General features: G+C 54.9%; 14 protein-coding genes and 1 pseudogene. 9 read left to right on the forward strand and 6 right to left on the reverse strand.

Annotated elements, in window-relative coordinates:
- Nucleotides 1-283: 283 nt before the first annotated feature.
- Nucleotides 284-1249 carry a magnesium and cobalt transport protein CorA gene (locus HWQ15_RS18825; RefSeq protein WP_022648001.1) on the reverse strand — a complete coding sequence of 322 codons (966 nt, stop codon included), beginning with the start codon at nucleotides 1247-1249 and terminating at the stop codon, nucleotides 284-286.
- A gap of 121 nt (nucleotides 1250-1370) precedes the next feature.
- Nucleotides 1371-2228 (reverse strand): alpha/beta fold hydrolase, encoded by an 858-nt coding sequence (locus HWQ15_RS18830; protein WP_023306125.1) that lies wholly within the window; start codon nucleotides 2226-2228, stop codon nucleotides 1371-1373.
- Nucleotides 2229-2596: 368 nt separating this feature from the next.
- Between HWQ15_RS18830 and HWQ15_RS18835 the strand changes: the two genes are divergently transcribed.
- Nucleotides 2597-2962, forward strand: coding sequence for a hypothetical protein (locus HWQ15_RS18835; protein WP_023300020.1), 366 nt, complete (start codon nucleotides 2597-2599; stop codon nucleotides 2960-2962).
- Nucleotides 2963-2972: 10 nt separating this feature from the next.
- On the forward strand, nucleotides 2973-5069 hold the full coding sequence (locus HWQ15_RS18840; protein WP_022648004.1) for a pyrroloquinoline quinone-dependent dehydrogenase: 2097 nt from the start codon (nucleotides 2973-2975) through the stop codon (nucleotides 5067-5069).
- A 75-nt stretch (nucleotides 5070-5144) separates the two neighbouring features.
- Here HWQ15_RS18840 and HWQ15_RS18845 read toward each other — a convergent pair whose 3' ends face one another.
- Nucleotides 5145-5735 carry a DUF4142 domain-containing protein gene (locus HWQ15_RS18845; protein ID WP_032624324.1) on the reverse strand — a complete coding sequence of 197 codons (591 nt, stop codon included), beginning with the start codon at nucleotides 5733-5735 and terminating at the stop codon, nucleotides 5145-5147.
- A gap of 249 nt (nucleotides 5736-5984) precedes the next feature.
- Here HWQ15_RS18845 and HWQ15_RS18850 point away from each other — a divergent pair, with 249 nt between their 5' ends.
- A complete protein-coding gene (locus HWQ15_RS18850; protein WP_003857380.1) occupies nucleotides 5985-6263 on the forward strand; it encodes a DUF1471 domain-containing protein in 279 nt (92 codons plus the stop codon).
- Between the two features lie 307 nt (nucleotides 6264-6570).
- Entirely contained in the window at nucleotides 6571-6744 is a 174-nt protein-coding gene (locus HWQ15_RS18855) for a GnsA/GnsB family addiction module toxin (protein WP_022648006.1), read from the forward strand.
- 87 nt (nucleotides 6745-6831) lie between these two features.
- Here the strand turns inward: HWQ15_RS18855 and HWQ15_RS18860 are convergent, their stop codons facing one another.
- Both HWQ15_RS18860 and HWQ15_RS18865 read right to left on the reverse strand, forming a co-directional pair.
- Nucleotides 6832-7668: an alpha/beta fold hydrolase gene (locus tag HWQ15_RS18860; RefSeq protein WP_063148838.1), complete on the reverse strand. Its 837-nt coding sequence runs from the start codon at nucleotides 7666-7668 to the stop codon at nucleotides 6832-6834.
- A gap of 658 nt (nucleotides 7669-8326) precedes the next feature.
- Nucleotides 8327-9316: a 2-hydroxyacid dehydrogenase gene (locus HWQ15_RS18865; RefSeq protein WP_022648008.1), complete on the reverse strand. Its 990-nt coding sequence runs from the start codon at nucleotides 9314-9316 to the stop codon at nucleotides 8327-8329.
- 210 nt (nucleotides 9317-9526) lie between these two features.
- Here HWQ15_RS18865 and HWQ15_RS18870 point away from each other — a divergent pair, with 210 nt between their 5' ends.
- From HWQ15_RS18870 to HWQ15_RS18880, 3 genes are read left to right on the forward strand one after another with little or no spacing between them, the layout of a single operon-like run.
- Nucleotides 9527-12166, forward strand: coding sequence for a YdbH family protein (locus HWQ15_RS18870; protein WP_063148839.1), 2640 nt, complete (start codon nucleotides 9527-9529; stop codon nucleotides 12164-12166).
- Nucleotides 12163-12354 (forward strand): YnbE family lipoprotein, encoded by a 192-nt coding sequence (locus tag HWQ15_RS18875; RefSeq protein ID WP_003857369.1) that lies wholly within the window; start codon nucleotides 12163-12165, stop codon nucleotides 12352-12354. The genes HWQ15_RS18870 and HWQ15_RS18875 overlap by 4 nt, the downstream gene beginning before the upstream one ends.
- Nucleotides 12355-12361: 7 nt before the next feature.
- Nucleotides 12362-12679, forward strand: coding sequence for a YdbL family protein (locus tag HWQ15_RS18880; RefSeq protein WP_022648010.1), 318 nt, complete (start codon nucleotides 12362-12364; stop codon nucleotides 12677-12679).
- Here the strand turns inward: HWQ15_RS18880 and feaR are convergent, their stop codons facing one another.
- Nucleotides 12680-13588, reverse strand: a complete 909-nt coding sequence (feaR, locus tag HWQ15_RS18885; protein WP_023300024.1) for a transcriptional regulator FeaR — start codon at nucleotides 13586-13588, stop codon at nucleotides 12680-12682. It lies immediately after the preceding gene.
- 241 nt (nucleotides 13589-13829) lie between these two features.
- On the opposite strand from feaR, the gene HWQ15_RS18890 reads away from it, so the two are divergent.
- A complete protein-coding gene (locus tag HWQ15_RS18890) occupies nucleotides 13830-15329 on the forward strand; it encodes an aldehyde dehydrogenase family protein (protein ID WP_063148840.1) in 1500 nt (499 codons plus the stop codon).
- Between the two features lie 378 nt (nucleotides 15330-15707).
- Nucleotides 15708-15782: pseudogene (locus HWQ15_RS23485) on the forward strand (hypothetical protein); the annotation flags it as partial.
- Nucleotides 15783-15789 lie beyond the last annotated feature (7 nt).

Consider the following 15789-nt stretch of genomic DNA (forward strand, 5'->3'; position numbering starts at 1 on the left):
TCACATCTGAGCTCAATGAATCATAAACAAATATAATAATTATCGATGTGGTTTGATAATTTAGAATAACGAGTGACCTTGCCCTGTGATAGCCTCGTTTTTCAGGATTTTATAAACGGTGGAGCGGGCGATCCCGGATTGAGAAACCGGGTCCCGGTGAACAGGAATATACCGACATATGCAGGGGAAATAACGGATAGGGTATGGTGTCGTGGCATAATCGACATAAGCGTGAGGCTTTACTGTACTTCACGACACCAAAAACTATCAGATCGCTTATCAATCAAAGCCAGCGAGAGCGTTTGAGCCGAAGCCACAGTAATACACAGGCTCCCAGCGTGACAGCGACCGTAGCCGGATAACCAAAGAGCGTCTTCAGTTCCGGCATATGTTCGAAGTTCATACCATACATGCTAAAGACTACCGTCGGGATCACGAGGATGGCCCCCCAACCGGCCAGTTTCTTCACGACTTCGTTTTGCTGCACTGAAACCAGTGCCAGGTTAACGTGCATCGCGCTGCTTAGCAGCTCACGCATGTCATTTACATCCGTTACTACATGGCTTGCGTGATCCTGAATATCTCTGAAATACGCCCTGAGGGGTTTTGGAATAAGTTCTTCATGAATGCGGATAAGCTCTGTACAGATTTCTTCTACTGGCTGAGCGGCGTTGCGAAGCCCGAGTAGATTACGGCGGAGGGAATACACGTCCTGAATAGCTTCACGGTCAAATTCACTGTGAAAAAGTGTCGCTTCTATATCACCAATTTTGGTGTTGAGGCGCGCAGTCAGCTCTGCATAACTGTCAACAATAAAATCCAGAATACAGTAAAGAGGATAAGCCGGACCGTACGAAAGCATGTCCGGGGCCTCAGCAGCACGGGCGCGTATAGGTGCATAGCTCACTGAAGCACCATGGCGCACCGTAATAAGGAAGTTTCGGCCCACAAACAAATGCGTTTCGCCAAACTCAATATTGTCGTCCTGTCCACTGACGGTTTTTACAACGATAAATGCCGAGCTGCCATAACGCTCTATTTTAGGCCGCTGATGTGCATTAAGCGCATCCTCAACGGCCAGATCGTGCAGACCGAACTCCTCCTGGACTTTGTACATAAACGCAGGTTCAGGTTGCCAAAGCCCCAGCCAGATAAACGCATCGGTATCCTGGATGACTTCACTGATATCCTCAATATCTACGGTTTCGGCGGGGTGGCCTGAACGGTAGACCATACAGTTAACAATCATTTCCTGACTATCCCTTAAGCATGTGTCTAAGAAGCTTAACCATTTCCGTTAAATTTCCAAATTTTTATGCCGGCAGGTTTTAATATGTTGAATACTCAGAAAGGTCATGTTCACGCGTCGTTCAATCCGGGCACTGACTCTCCAGCCATTGACCGACGACGGGCCATAATTTCTCCGCACATCGTGTACGAAAAAATCCCATATGCCCAATGGACGAAAGACCAAACTCTGCGTGCCGTATCTCGCAGCGTTCTATTTTTGCTTGTTGCACTGGCTCCATCAGCCGCGCAATAGCTTCACGGTTAGCCCAGGGATCGTCATCAAATCCCATTACCAGCACGGGTAGGGTGATCTCACTTGCCCGCTGGCGTGCATTCCAGTGTGGATCATCGTAGAAATAACCAGGCATTGCGCTCCAGCGCCCCCATTGAAGCATGACTGGCGCCGGTAAATCTTCACCCAGCCCCAGGCGCCTGGCAGGCATGTAACCGAAAATACGACACAGAATCGGAGCCAGAACACGCAATACGCACCAGACACGCACCTTTTCTGTAGTGCGTTTGATGGTGCTCGTCACCCCGGCATGTGAGGCTACAATGACCGCAGCTTGCAGGGCGTGGGTGGCTGTTGAAAGCAGAACGGCATGCCCGCCCACACTGTGTCCTACCGCCAACAGGCTAAGCTCTGGAAAATGTGCTTTAGCCCAGGCGGTTATACATCCGACGTCCTGGTCGATCCAGTCAGACATAGAAACGCGGTAAGTACGGACCAGCCCGGATTTAGAGAGGCCGGTGCCGCGATAATCGTATGTGAGGACGTTGAATCCTCTGTTAAAAAGATATTCTGCGAATCCCTTATAAAACCCCTGTACAACCGCCGTTGCCGGATGAAGGAGCACTATCGCTTTGGCATCGCTTCTTTCCCAAATTGTGGCTGCCAGAAATCCACCTTCATTGACGGGTATTATGACTGAACGCATTCATAGAGCCTTATTTATGTGGTCATACCAGTTATGCCTGAATTAAATCTAGCCTTTACTACCCCATCTGGCGATTTTTTTTTACACCCCAGCGTTTGTCCCTCGCTCAAAGCAGACAATAAACCTCGCCCGAGCGTTTTTAGCGAAACACACTGCCTTATGGGCTCAACGTGAGGAAGGGTACTCGCCGGATAAACGCCCCTTTAAAAAATCCTCTTCTATACTCAGTTACGTTTAGGGAAATATGCCGCCGTTTTTCACGTCGCGTTGTTTTAATAGCCATTGCACGCGCGAACAGCAGGGACATATATCCACGAAAACGCCTTAATGTTGGTCCATTTTGCATTTTTTAGAGGGGGATTCCTGGTATGTTGCATTCTCAATCTTCGCGCGTCGGCACTATTTTGCTGCTATTGGCCGCGGTTATAGGCTTCGCGGTGGCGCTATACGCCTGGTGGACGCCGCTTACCGGCGTCACAGGCACCATTGGCGCACTGGGCGTGGCCATTGCCAGCGCGGTGCTGGCGATACTGATCTTTGTGTTACGTGCGGCATCGGGGCGCGGGGCGCGTGTTTTCCTGATTATTGTCACCCTGGTGGTGTTGGCGGGTATTGGTTTTGCCGCCGCGCTGCTGCACCAGTACATCATAACGGCAGCCATGGTGGTCGGCCTGATTGGTCTGATTATGCTGAGCAGCCATTCCGCCCGTTACAACCATTCCGTCAGAACCTGAGGAGCCGCCCGTGCATAACGATAAGCATTATCCCTTCATAAAAGTCAGCATGACGGCGCTGGCGCTGCTGGTCACCCCGTTCGCGCTGCAGGCGCAGGATAAAGCCGCTGAGGCCTCTCAGGGGACCCAGGAATCACTGAATATTGATGCGGCCGATCAGCAGGCGCCTGGAACCACAAAAACCACAGACGATGCCTCAACCGGTAGCGGTGACGGAAAGAAAGTCGCCTCGGCCAGCCAGCCAGCGACGCCGCTGGTGCCCGGCACGCCAACCTGGGACAGCTTCCACGGCCAGCTTAACGCGCAGAAATACAGCCCGCTTACCCAGATCACGGCGGATAACGTCAGTAAATTAACGAAAGTCTGGGAGTTCCATACCGGCGACGTCTCGGATGGTAAAGGTGATACGCCAGCGACCGTGTGGTCCGCAACGCCCATTTTCGCTAACGACACGCTCTACATCGGTACCCCTTTCGATCGCCTGATTGCGCTGGATCCGGGCACGGGTAAAGAGAAGTGGCACTATGACACTAAATCGTCGCGCAAGGCACTGACCCAGCCGGTGCTGAAAAACCGCGGCGTTTCCTACTGGCAGGCCAAAAATCCGGTGAAGGGAGAGGCGTGCCAGAAGATGGTCTATATGGGCACCGTTGACGGCAAGCTCTTTGCGCTGGACGCCGATTCAGGCAAACCGTGCAGCGGCTTTGCGGACAACGGGGTGCTGGATCTGAACCAGTGGAACACCGTTAACGCCAAGTATCCGCTCTCTGTCCTGCAACCGCCAACCGTCGTCGGCAACCATCTGCTGGTGGGTTGGGCCGGGAAAGACTGGGCCTATGCCGAAGCGCCTCCGGGTACCGTATTTTCTGTCAACGCCCAGACCGGCAAGCTTGAATGGACCTTTGAGGCGATACCGGCAGAGATCCGCAAGCGTACCGGTACCGCCAACGTCTGGACGCACATGTCCGCCGATGAGGCCAATGGGCTGGTCTATCTCCCGGTCTCATCGCCGTCTCCCAACTATTGGGGCGGCAACCGCGTCGACGCAATTCCGCTTGGCACCTCCACCACCGCGCTGGACATCAACACCGGTAAAGTGGTCTGGTCCCGTCAGTGGGTACACCACGACGTCTGGGATTACGACATCAACTCTGCCCCGACGCTGATGGATATCACCGTAGACGGCAAGCAGATCCCGGCGCTGGTTCAGGCCACCAAGCAGGGCTTCCTGTTTGTGGTTAACCGCCTGACCGGGGAGGACGTATGGCCAATCGAAGAGCGTCCGGTTCCGCAGGGTGATGGTTCGGTCCAGGGCGAAGTTCTCTCGCCTACACAGCCGTTCCCGACCAAACCTGCGCCGCTGCTCGACCAGTCGAAAAAGCCGGAAATCTGGAAGCTGGCGGATATCGTCGGTGGCGGCCAGTGCTCTCGCCTGTGGGATAACCTGACCTATGAGGGAATGTATACTCCGCCTACCACCAAAGGCGAAGGCACGCTCACCTATCCCGATAGCGCCGGCGGCGTGCAGTGGGGCGGGGTGGCGTTCGATCCGCAAAAACAGATCGCCATCGTCAACACCTCGCATATCGTTCAGTACGTGAAGCTCTACAGCCGTGAGGATTACGATAACGCGGACAAAGACTCCGGCAACGAAAGCGGCTTTGCCCCACAGGAAGGCGCCCCGTACGGTATGCGTCTGCTGGTGGCGAGCAACTGGCTGGGCATGCCGTGCTGGCAACCGCCGTTTGGTGAAATCGTGGCGATAGACATGCACACGGGCGATGTGAAATGGCGTCGTCCGGTTGGCGCCTCACAGCAGTATGGCTTCTTCATGCCGGAAAGCTGGGGTTCGCCTACCATTGGTGGCCCGGCAGTGACGGCGGGTGGCGTGATCTTCATCGGTGCTTCAATGGATGCCAAAGTGCGTGCCTACTCGGTAGAGAGCGGTGAGGAGCTGTGGTCCGATCAGGCAGAAGCTCCAGCGGTAGCGAACCCGTCCGTGTATGAATATAAGGGTCGGCAGTATGTGGCCTTCGTGGCTGGCGGGAACACGATCCTGAAGGATCAGGTAGGCGATCAGGTGGTTGTCTACGCGTTGCCGGAATAATTCATCAGGAAGGTGAAATAAGCGTGGGGCCTGCGGACCCCACTTTATTTTGCAGTAGTCGTTTCACCGACGCACTTATTTATCGGCTGATGTGCCAGCTCGCGTTGACATCTGCTCGGCGGACTTCAGATGCTGCTCAACGACCGGCGTGTGCTCGTTGGCCAAAGCTTTCACATCCGGATCGTCGATTTTACTGGCGTCGCTCTTAAGCTTCGACAGCACCTTCTCGTGGTCCTTCACGCCAGCATATTCCATATACATTTTGTCAAAAGCGTCACCGCGCTGGTTTTCAAGCCTTGAGTTCAGGGCTTTATGGGCGGCGTCTGGCTCGGTCGGCAGCTCTACGCCCTTTTTCTGGGCAACGGCCTGCACTTTGGTCAGGGCGGCGCCGTGGTCGTCGACCATTTTCTGGGCGAATGTTTTCACTTCACTGGTCTGGGCCTTGTCCAGGGCGAGCCTGGCGGCGGCGACTTCGTTGATATTGGCCTGCGCCATGTCCTTTAACGCTTTCTCGTCGCCGGAGCTGAGTCTGGCGTCCGGTTGAGCCTGGCCCGCAGCGTTAGTTTGCGCGGCGCTTGTCGTCTGGGCTTGTACGCCAACGGTGCTGAACATTGCTGCAACTGCTGATACGGCTAGCAGCCTTTTCAGGGTTTTACTCGTGTGCATATTGTTCTCCTGATGGTCATGGTACAGGTAAGTTTCGGTTACCTAATGCGCAACCGGGCAGATAAATGCTAACTGCACAGGTCAGTATAGTAGATGAACCTGCTGTAATCGCAGGTTGCGTCAGAGAGGGCAGGTAATAATGCTCAACAGGCGACGCTTATCGCTCAGTCTCTCTACGACATTGGCACGGATCATTCCCATATTTGATGCTAATGTTAAATAGAAAGATTTATTAACAGGAGGAATGATATGAAAAAAGCACTATTAGGGAGTGTATTGGCTTTAACAGTTGCAAGCTTTGGCGCATCTGCGGCAGATATGATTTCCAAAGATGAAGCGCACCACTTCAAACTTGAATACCTGGGCAATGTATCTGTAGGGGCTTCAGGTGGACAAATTTCTTCACCTTCAGATCTTCATCAAAAACTCTCGAAACTGGCAGATGAGAAGGGCGGGAAATACTATGTCATCATCGCTGCTCGAGAGCATGGCCCTAACTTCCAGGCCGTAGCAGAAGTCTTCAAATAATCTTTCCGAATAACGCAGAAACCCGCTCATGGCGGGTTTTTTGCTTATAGGGAGCAAAAAAAATGCCCCTGGTGCGGGGCGAGTTTGAGTCAAATCTTTTCTTATGTTTATGTGCTCTAAGGCGTTGGCACAATAACAGCTTATTCAAATAATGCAATCTAAATGCATATTTAAATGCAATGGCCCCATCTGCCCCTCATCTCAAGGTGAAGGCAGCATACGTAACGCAGATAGTCTACGCTTTACATAGGGTTATGGTTAAAACCAGTTAGATACTGGAAACAGTAAACGGCCGCAAGAGGTAAATATGAAAGTTGACGCAATGACGCAAAAGGCAGAGGAAGAAATTTCAGCGCTTATAGCCAAAAAAATTGCAGAACTACGAAAAAAAACAGGGCAGGAAGTATCTGAAATTGAGTTTATCGCTCGTGAGGCCATGACAGGCCTGGAGGGGTATGAAGTAAAAATCAAACTCCTGTAAGCGTTTCTTCCTGAAATGGTCGCTCAATTGTTGCCGCAAAAGAGAACCGGGCGTGGTGCCCGGTTGTTTTATGGATAATCAACGTCTTTATGAGCGAATAAACGTCAGGATATCGGCATTTATGGTATCTGCATGCGTGGTATGCATCCCATGCGGGAAGCCTGGATAGATTTTAAGCTCGCTGTTTGCGAGCAGCTTATCCTGAAGAAGGGAGGCATTTTTATACGGGACGACCTGATCGTCATCACCCTGCAACACCAGGACGGGAACCGTGATGGCTTTGAGATCGTCCGTCTGGTCGGTTTCTGAAAATGCCTTAATGCCATCATAGTGGGCTTTGGCGCTACCGATCATACCCTGACGCCACCAGTTCTGGATTGTTCCCTGCGAAACCTCTGCTCCGTCTCGGTTAAATCCATAGAAAGGACCGCTGGCGACGTCGAGGTAAAACTGGGCGCGGTTAGCGGCCAGCGCCTGGCGGAAGCCGTCGAACACCTCAATGGGCGTACCGCCGGGGTTCGTGTCTGATTTTACCATCAGCGGAGGAACGGCGCTGACCAGTACCGCTTTGGCCACCCGCCCCTGAGGCTGGCCGTACTTCGCAACGTATCTGGCGACCTGGCCTCCGCCGGTGGAGTGGCCGACGTGCACTGCATTACGCAAATCAAGGCTTTCGACCACGGCTGATGCGTCGGAGGCATAATGATCCATATCATGACCTTCACTTACCTGATCGGAACGACCATGACCACGACGGTCGAGGGCGATGACGCGGAAGCCTTCTGCAAGGAAAAAGAGCATCTGGTTATCCCAGTCATCGGCGCTCAGCGGCCAGCCGTGATGGAAAACGATCGGCTGCACATCCTTCGGACCCCAGTCTTTGTAATAAATACTGACACCATCTTTCGTTGTTACGAATGCCATATTTCAGACTCCTCTGCTAATGGCAACATGTGTGAAGGCTAAGTAAATAGCCCAGCATTTAGGGACGTAATAAAACTGACTTATATTAATCTTATTACTGATATATCCGCTTAAAGTGTAGAAGGGTTCCTGAAAACAGTTATAGATTAATTTTGTATGGTCATTATTTATTTTTAAACGAAATATCTCCTAAACAGCCGGGGCACTGTGTTATTTTTCTCGCGTGGTGAATCCCCCTGTGCGGAGGGGCTAAACAGCACGTGTAGCTTAGGCAATCAGTAGCGGGTCAAGGTGGCTGACCAACGACTCACCGGGAGGCACCCGGCACCACACATACGTTAAAGCTTGTATCTCGCTAAATTTATTAGGGATGGTGTATGAAGTTGGGCTTTTTGGCTGGAGCAGTGCTGGCAACCTGGTTGTCTTTAACCTACCCGACGCAAATGAGAGCTGTTTTTGAACAACTGGTTACGATAGTGCAGCAAATCACGCAGCCTTCAGCAGAGCCTCATTCTGATATGGTCACACCGGAACAGTCATATCCTTGATTGTTATATTTACGATGAACGTTACCCATCGTAATAGTTAACCTGTGCTTATTTTTCTGATGGGCTTATTATTGGCCGGGCAGAGGTTACCGCCACCCGGCCTGACGGTCTTAAACGATCGCGTTAGGGCACGCTTCGCCCTTTTCAAGCTGCTGTAAATTCCCCAGCGTGGTTTCCGAAATACTGATCAGCGCTTCGGCGGTCAGAAACGCCTGGTGGCCGGTGAACAACACGTTGTGGCAGGCCGACAGGCGACGGAACACGTCGTCCTGAATCACGTCGTTAGATTTATCTTCAAAGAACAGATCGCGTTCGTTCTCATACACGTCCATACCCAACGCGCCGATTTTTTGCGTTTTCAACGCTTCGATAGCGGCCTGAGAGTCGATCAGTCCGCCGCGGCTGGTATTGATGATCATCACGCCGTCTTTCATCTGGTCGAACGCCGACTGGTTAAGCAGGTGATAGTTTTCAGGAGTCAGCGGGCAGTGCAGGGAGATAACATCAGACTGCGAGAAGAGCGTTTTCAGATCGACATACTCCACGCCCAGCTCCAGCGCAGCGGCGCTTGGGTACGGATCAAACGCCAGCAGGCGCATGCCAAATCCTTTCAGGATGCGTAGGGCGGCCACACCAATTTTGCCGGTACCGATCACGCCTGCGGTTTTACCGTACATGGTAAAGCCAGTCAGCCCTTCAAGAGAGAAGTTGGCATCACGGGTACGCTGATAGGCACGGTGAATACGACGGTTGAGCGACATCATCATCCCGACCGCATGTTCTGCCACGGCTTCCGGAGAATAGGCCGGAACGCGAACAACCTTCAGACCCAGCTCTTTGGCGGCATCGAGATCGACGTTGTTAAAGCCCGCGCAGCGCAGGGCAATGTATTTCACGCCCTGTTTTTTCAACTCTTCCAGTACCGGTCGGCTACCGTCATCGTTAACGAAGATACACACGCCTTCGCAGCCGTGGGCGGTTTTAGCCGTCTTTTCAGTCAGCAGAAAGTCGAAAAATTCAAGATCGAAACCGTACGTCTCGTTAACATGTTGCAGATACTTTTTGTCGTACTGCTTTGTGCTATATACCGCGAGTTTCATAAGACTTTCTCCAGTGATTTTGGAACCACGTTAGCATGTTTAAAATTATCTTACAATTTTTCAAAATTCATTGAAATCAATAAGTTCTATGAATTATTGTAGAGCATCTACTCTTAAAAATGGCATTACCTTCAACTGACTGGCTAAACATGCGACAATGAGCGGCAAGAACGGCTTATTTATTTCGCAAAATCAGGATATTAACTGCCCATGAAGGGTAAATACAAAGCCGCAATCGCGCTATTACTGCTGCTATTTCTTGTGCCGCTGACGCTGCTGATGACGCTCGCCCAGTGGGTGCCCACGCTCGCCGGGATCTGGCTTCCCGTTGGAACACGCATCGCGTTTGAAAAAAGCCCAAGGCTCACGCGCCACGCCCTGATCATCCCCGATCTCCGTTATCTGGTAGAAGAGTGCGAAATTGCCCGCGTGGAAAACGTGACCCTGTCACACCCCAGCCGCTGGGATCTGGATATTGGCGCACTTGAACTTAACTCTGTCTGCCTGAGCAAATTACCGCAATCGGCGCCGTCTACGGTGGCGCCGAAAACGCTGGCGCAGTGGAAGGCCATCCTGCCCAACACCTGGCTGACCATCCACCGTTTTACCCTTTCTCCCTGGCAGCAGTGGGAGGGTGAGCTGCATGCCTCACTCACGCCAGCCCGCCAGGACATCACCTATAAAGGCGAGCAGGTGAGCATTAAGGGGCAGTTGCGCGGCCAGACGCTCTCCTTCAGCCAGTTCGATGTGCAGCTGCCGGACCAGTCGCAGCCCGTGAAGCTGGTCGGTGAATTTACCCTGCCGCTGGTGCCGGACGGCGTACCGGTGAAAGGGCATACGGTCGCGACCTTTAACGTGCCACAGTTATCCTCGCTGGTCGATGCCGATCTGGACTGGGAGGATAATCAGGGCCAGCTGGTGGTTATGGCGCGGGACAACCCCGATCCGCTGCTCGATTTACCGTGGCAGATCACCGCTCAGCAGTTGACCATCAGCGACGGGCGCTGGAACTGGTCAGCCTCCGGTATGCCGATGAGCGGTCGCATCGGCCTGAAGGTGGATAACTGGCAGCAGGGGCTGGAGAAAGCCACCTTCACGGGGCGGCTCAACGTGCTGACCCAGGGGGACGCGGGTAAGGGCAACGCGGTGCTGAATATCGGTCCCGGCTCGCTCAGTATGGAAAACAGCGCTATGCCGCTGCACCTGAGCGGGGAAGCCAAGCAAAACGATCTGATCCTGTATGCCAGACTCCCGGCGAAGCTGACCGGCAGCCTTTACGATCCGCAGCTTACGTTTGACCCCGGCGCACTATTGCGCTCGCGCGGACGCATCATTGACTCGCTGGATATCGATGAGATCCGCTGGCCGCTGGCGGGCGTGAAGCTCACGCAAAAGGGCGTGGACGGCCGCCTGCAAGCCATTCTGCGGGCGCATGAAAACGAGATGGGCAATTTTGAGCTGCATCTGGACGGCCAGGCTAACGACTTTTTACCGGACAACGGTTTGTGGCAGTGGCGCTACTGGGGTAAAGGGAACTTCACGCCGATGAACGCGCGCTGGGATGTCCGGGGAACCGGGGAGTGGCGCGACAACGTTATCGAACTGACCGATCTTTCCACGGGGTTCGACAAATTGCAGTACGGCACGATGCTGGTCAGCAAACCGCGCCTGGTGCTGGATCACCCGGTGCGCTGGTCGCGGGACCCGGATAACCCCACCTTTAGCGGCGCGCTCGCGCTCAATGCCGGGCAAACAAGCTTTTCAGGCGGAAGCGTGCTGCCGCCGTCCGTTTTGACCTTCAGCGTTGACGGGTCAGACCCGACGGTGTTCCAGTTTAAAGGGAACCTTCATGCGGATGACATCGGCCCGGTCCAGGTGAATGGACGCTGGGACGGCGAACGCCTCCGCGGTCAGGCCTGGTGGCCAAAACAGTCTCTTACAGTGTTCCAGCCGCTGATCCCGCCAGACTGGAAAATGACCCTGCGCGGCGGCGAAATGTACGCGCAGGTGGCTTTCTCAGCGGCCCCCGACCAGGGGTTTGAGGCCGGGGGGCACGGGGTGCTGAAAGCGGGCAGCGCGTGGATGCCGGATAACGAAATCAACGGCGTTGATTTTGTTCTGCCGTTCCGCTTAAGCCAGGGCACCTGGTCACTGGGCACGCGCGGACCGGTAACGTTACGAATCGACGAGGTGAAAAACCTGGTCACAGCCCGAAATCTCACCGCGGATCTTCAGGGCGATTATCCCTGGACCGAAGCGAACCCGCTCCTGCTCACCAACGTGAAGGTGGAAGCGCTCGGCGGGAAAATCACCATGCAGCAGTTGAGAATGCCGCAGCACGATCCGGCTTTACTGCGCGTGGATAATATTTCCTCCAGCGAACTGATAAGCGCGGTAAATCCGAAGCAGTTTGCCATGTCCGGCCCGGTGAGCGGCGCGCTGCCGTTCTGGCTGGACAATGAGAAATGGATCATTAAAGATGGCTGGCTGACCAACCCGGGGCCGATGACGCTGCGCATCGACCAGGACACGGCGGATGCCATTGTGAAAGACAACGTGGTTGCCGGGGCGGCGATCAACTGGCTCCGCTATATGGAAATTTCGCAGTCGTGGACAAAACTCAATGTGGATAATCTGGGTGTGTTAACCATGCAGGCGGCCATTAAAGGCACCAGCCGCGTCGAGGGCAAAAGCAGTTTCGTTAACCTGAATTACACCCATGAAGAGAACATTTTTACCCTCTGGCGCAGCCTGCGCTTTGGGGACAATCTGCAAACATGGTTTGAGCAACATGCGGCGATACCCCTTCTCCGCGGTTCGACAGGCAAGGAAAGTGAGGAACAACAATGAAAAAGAGGGCTGGTGTACTCACCGTGGCCGTCGTCGCGCTGCTGTCAGGCTGCACGCCGCGCATTGAAGTGGCGGCGCCCAAAGAGCCGATCACCATCAACATGAACGTGAAAATCGAGCATGAAATCCATATCAAGGTGGATAAAGACGTCGAAGCCCTGCTGAAATCCCGCAGCGATCTGTTCTGAGGATGCCATGAAACGATTAGCTCTGATGTTACTGGCGCTGGGGATGAACGTTCACGCCGCCACGCTTACGCTCAACGATGCGCGCACCCAGGGGCGCGTAGGGGAAACCCTGAGCGGCTATCTTGCGCCCGTTCAGCACGACGCTGAAACCCTGGCGCTGGTGAACCGTATCAACGCCGCACGCACGGAAAGTTACCAGCAGCTTGCTGACAGCAATAATTTGCCCGTCGATGAGGTGGCGAAAATGGCGGGGCAAAAGCTGGTGGCCCGCGCGCAGCCGGGTGAGTACGTGAAGGGGATTAACGGCAAATGGCTGAAAAAGTAACTAGCGGTAACGCTTACGGTATTCGCCCGGCGAAACCCCGAAACGCTGCTTAAAGGCGGTGGAAAAATGGCTATGGTCGGTAAAGCCCCAGCTGTAGCCAATGCCCGCCAGCTTTTCGTCATCGCCGATGGAACGCAGCGCCTGAGCGCATAAATCGAGGCGACGGTTCTTAATATACTGCGCCACCACCAGCCCTTTCCCGGCAAACATGCGGTACAAGCTACGCACGGACATGCCGCTCTCTGAGGCTATCCACTCCGGTCTTAATGCCTCCGACTGAATATGATCGTCAATCAGGGACAGAACGTGGCGGAACTGACGCTCCTTGCGCGGCAGCACCTCGTCATGCTGCTGGAAGGCCGGACGCAGCAGACACACCATCGCCTCCAGCGCCGCTTCGCTTTCACTGGCGCTGAGATCGGCATTGCCCATGCTCTCCTGTAACAGTCGGTAGCTCAGCTGTACGGTAGGCAGACTGCGGGAGAGGGGCAACGCGCACCTCACTTCCTGAAAACGCGCGTGTTGCTCAATGATTTGTCGCGGGAGCAGCAGCGAAATCTGGCGGGAACGCTCCTGCCAGTAAATTGAGCACGGGCGGGAGGCGTCAATCAGCGTGATATCCCCGGCTTTCAGCAGCGCGCGCTGGTCGTCCTGTTCGATTCCGGCGCTGCCTTCCAGCTGAAACACGGTGTAGAACCAGGCATCGTTGCCGTTTTTGATTTCCTGACGGGTGCGAAACAGGTTAACGCCTGCGGCGGTCACCGTGCTCAGCTTCAGACTTTGGGTATAGCTGGTTTCCAGTTCGCCGAGAAACGCCCCCTCTAACGGACGTGCCGCAAAGCGCCCACAAACCTGGTTAATTTGCGCCAGCCACTGCTGAAAATTGTCCTGTTCGCTTGCACATGCCATTGATGTTCTCGCTGCACCGTCACTGTTTTCGCATTGTTGCATTTATGTTGCATATTGTCAGGGCTACGAGGCTGACTATAGGAAAGAACACTCAACGGTTACAGCGATATAAGCGGGAATTATCACGATTTGCGGAGCCTGTCACAGCTGGCAAAGCGAATGTCACACAGACAAAAGCAGGAATGCGAATCCCCTCTTAGACTGCATACACACCCTGCGAAGCATAACGAAGGAGTATCCTATGTCCGAATCACACGTCGCCGTCCTGCCTGGCGTGCAGCAGTTTTTAGATCGTCAGCACGGCCTGTGGATCGAAGGGCGTCAGGCGGCATCCGATAGCGAAAAGCGTCTGAATGTCTACAACCCGGCGACCGGAGAGGTCATTGCCTCCACCGCCGATGCCAGCGTTGATGATGTCGATCGTGCGGTGATGTCTGGCTGGCGCGCCTTTGTCGCCCGAAGCTGGGCCGGGCGGCTTCCGGCCGAGCGGGAACGCATCCTGCTGCGGTTTGCGGATCTGGTGGAACAGCATGGCGAAGAGCTGGCACAGCTCGAAACCCTGGAGCAGGGGAAATCGATTAACATTTCCCGCGCCTTCGAGGTGGGCTGCACCCTGAACTGGATGCGCTACACGGCAGGGCTGACCACCAAAATTGCCGGTAAAACCCTCGATCTCTCGATTCCACTGCCGCAGGGCGCGCGTTATCAGGCGTGGACGCGTAAAGAGCCGGTTGGGGTCGTGGCGGGGATTGTGCCGTGGAACTTCCCGCTGATGATTGGCATGTGGAAAGTGATGCCCGCGCTGGCGGCAGGTTGCTCCATCGTGATCAAACCCTCGGAAACCACGCCGCTCACCCTGTTACGGGTGGCGGAACTGGCGAGCGAGGCGGGGATCCCGGATGGCGTTTTCAACGTGGTGACTGGCAGTGGCGCCGTCTGTGGCGCGGCACTGACCTCGCACCCGCGCATTGCCAAAGTGAGCTTTACCGGATCGACGGCGACGGGCAAGCAGATTGCCCGCGCGGCGGCGGATACGCTAACGGGCGTGACGCTGGAACTGGGGGGCAAAAACCCGGCCATCGTGCTGAAAGATGCCGATCCGGCGTGGGTGATTGAAGGGCTGATGACCGGCAGCTTCCTGAATCAGGGGCAGGTCTGCGCGGCCAGTTCACGTATATATATTGAAGCTCCGCTGTTCGACACGCTGGTCAGCGGCTTTGAACAGGCCGTGAAATCCCTGAGCGTCGGGCCGGGCATGTCGCCGGATGCGTTTATCAACCCGCTGGTGTCGCGCGCCCACTGCGATAAGGTCCAGGCGTTTCTGGATGAGGCGAAGGCGCACAATGCGGAGCTGATCGCCGGGAACCGGGGGCCAGACGGCAAAGGCTATTACGTTTCGCCAACGCTGGTGGTCAACCCGGATAATCATCTGCGACTGACGCGTGAAGAGGTCTTCGGGCCGGTGGTGAATCTGGTCCGTGTAGCTGACGGGGAAGAGGCGTTTCAGCTGGCGAACGACACTGAATACGGCTTAACGGCCAGCGTCTGGACGCAGAACATCAGTAAAGCGCTGGAGTACACCGACAGGCTACAGGCCGGAACCGTGTGGGTGAACAGCCACACGCTGATAGATGCCAACCTGCCGTTCGGCGGCATGAAGCAGTCTGGCACCGGGCGCGATTTCGGCCCCGACTGGCTGGATGGCTGGTGTGAAACCAAGTCGGTGTGTGTGCGGTATTAAAAAAACGCCGGGTGGCGGCTACGCCTTACCCGGCCTACGGGATCGAGGAAAAAGGTTGGTTTTGTAGGCAGGGTAAGCGCAGCGCCACCCGGCGTAACTTACAGCGACCACCGATTCCGCCCGGCCTCCTTCGCCCTGTACAGCGCCGCATCGGCGCGGGCGATGATTTCCGCCCCGACTGGCTGGACGGCTGGTGTGAAACCAAGTCGGTGTGTGTGCGGTATTAAAAAAACGCCGGGTGGCGGCTACGCCTTACCCGGCCTACGGGATCGAGGAAAAGGTTGGTTTTGTAGGCCGGGTAAGCGCAGCGCCACCCGGCGTAACTTACAGCGACCACCGATTCCGCCCGGCCTCCTTCGCCCTGTACAGCGCCGCATCGGCGCGGGCAATGATTTCCGCCCCGACTGGCTGGACGGCTGGTGCGAAACTAAGTCGGTGTGTGTGCGGTATTAAAAAAACG

The organism is Enterobacter sp. DSM 30060, assembly GCF_013375955.1.
GTDB lineage: Bacteria > Pseudomonadota > Gammaproteobacteria > Enterobacterales > Enterobacteriaceae > Enterobacter > Enterobacter intestinihominis.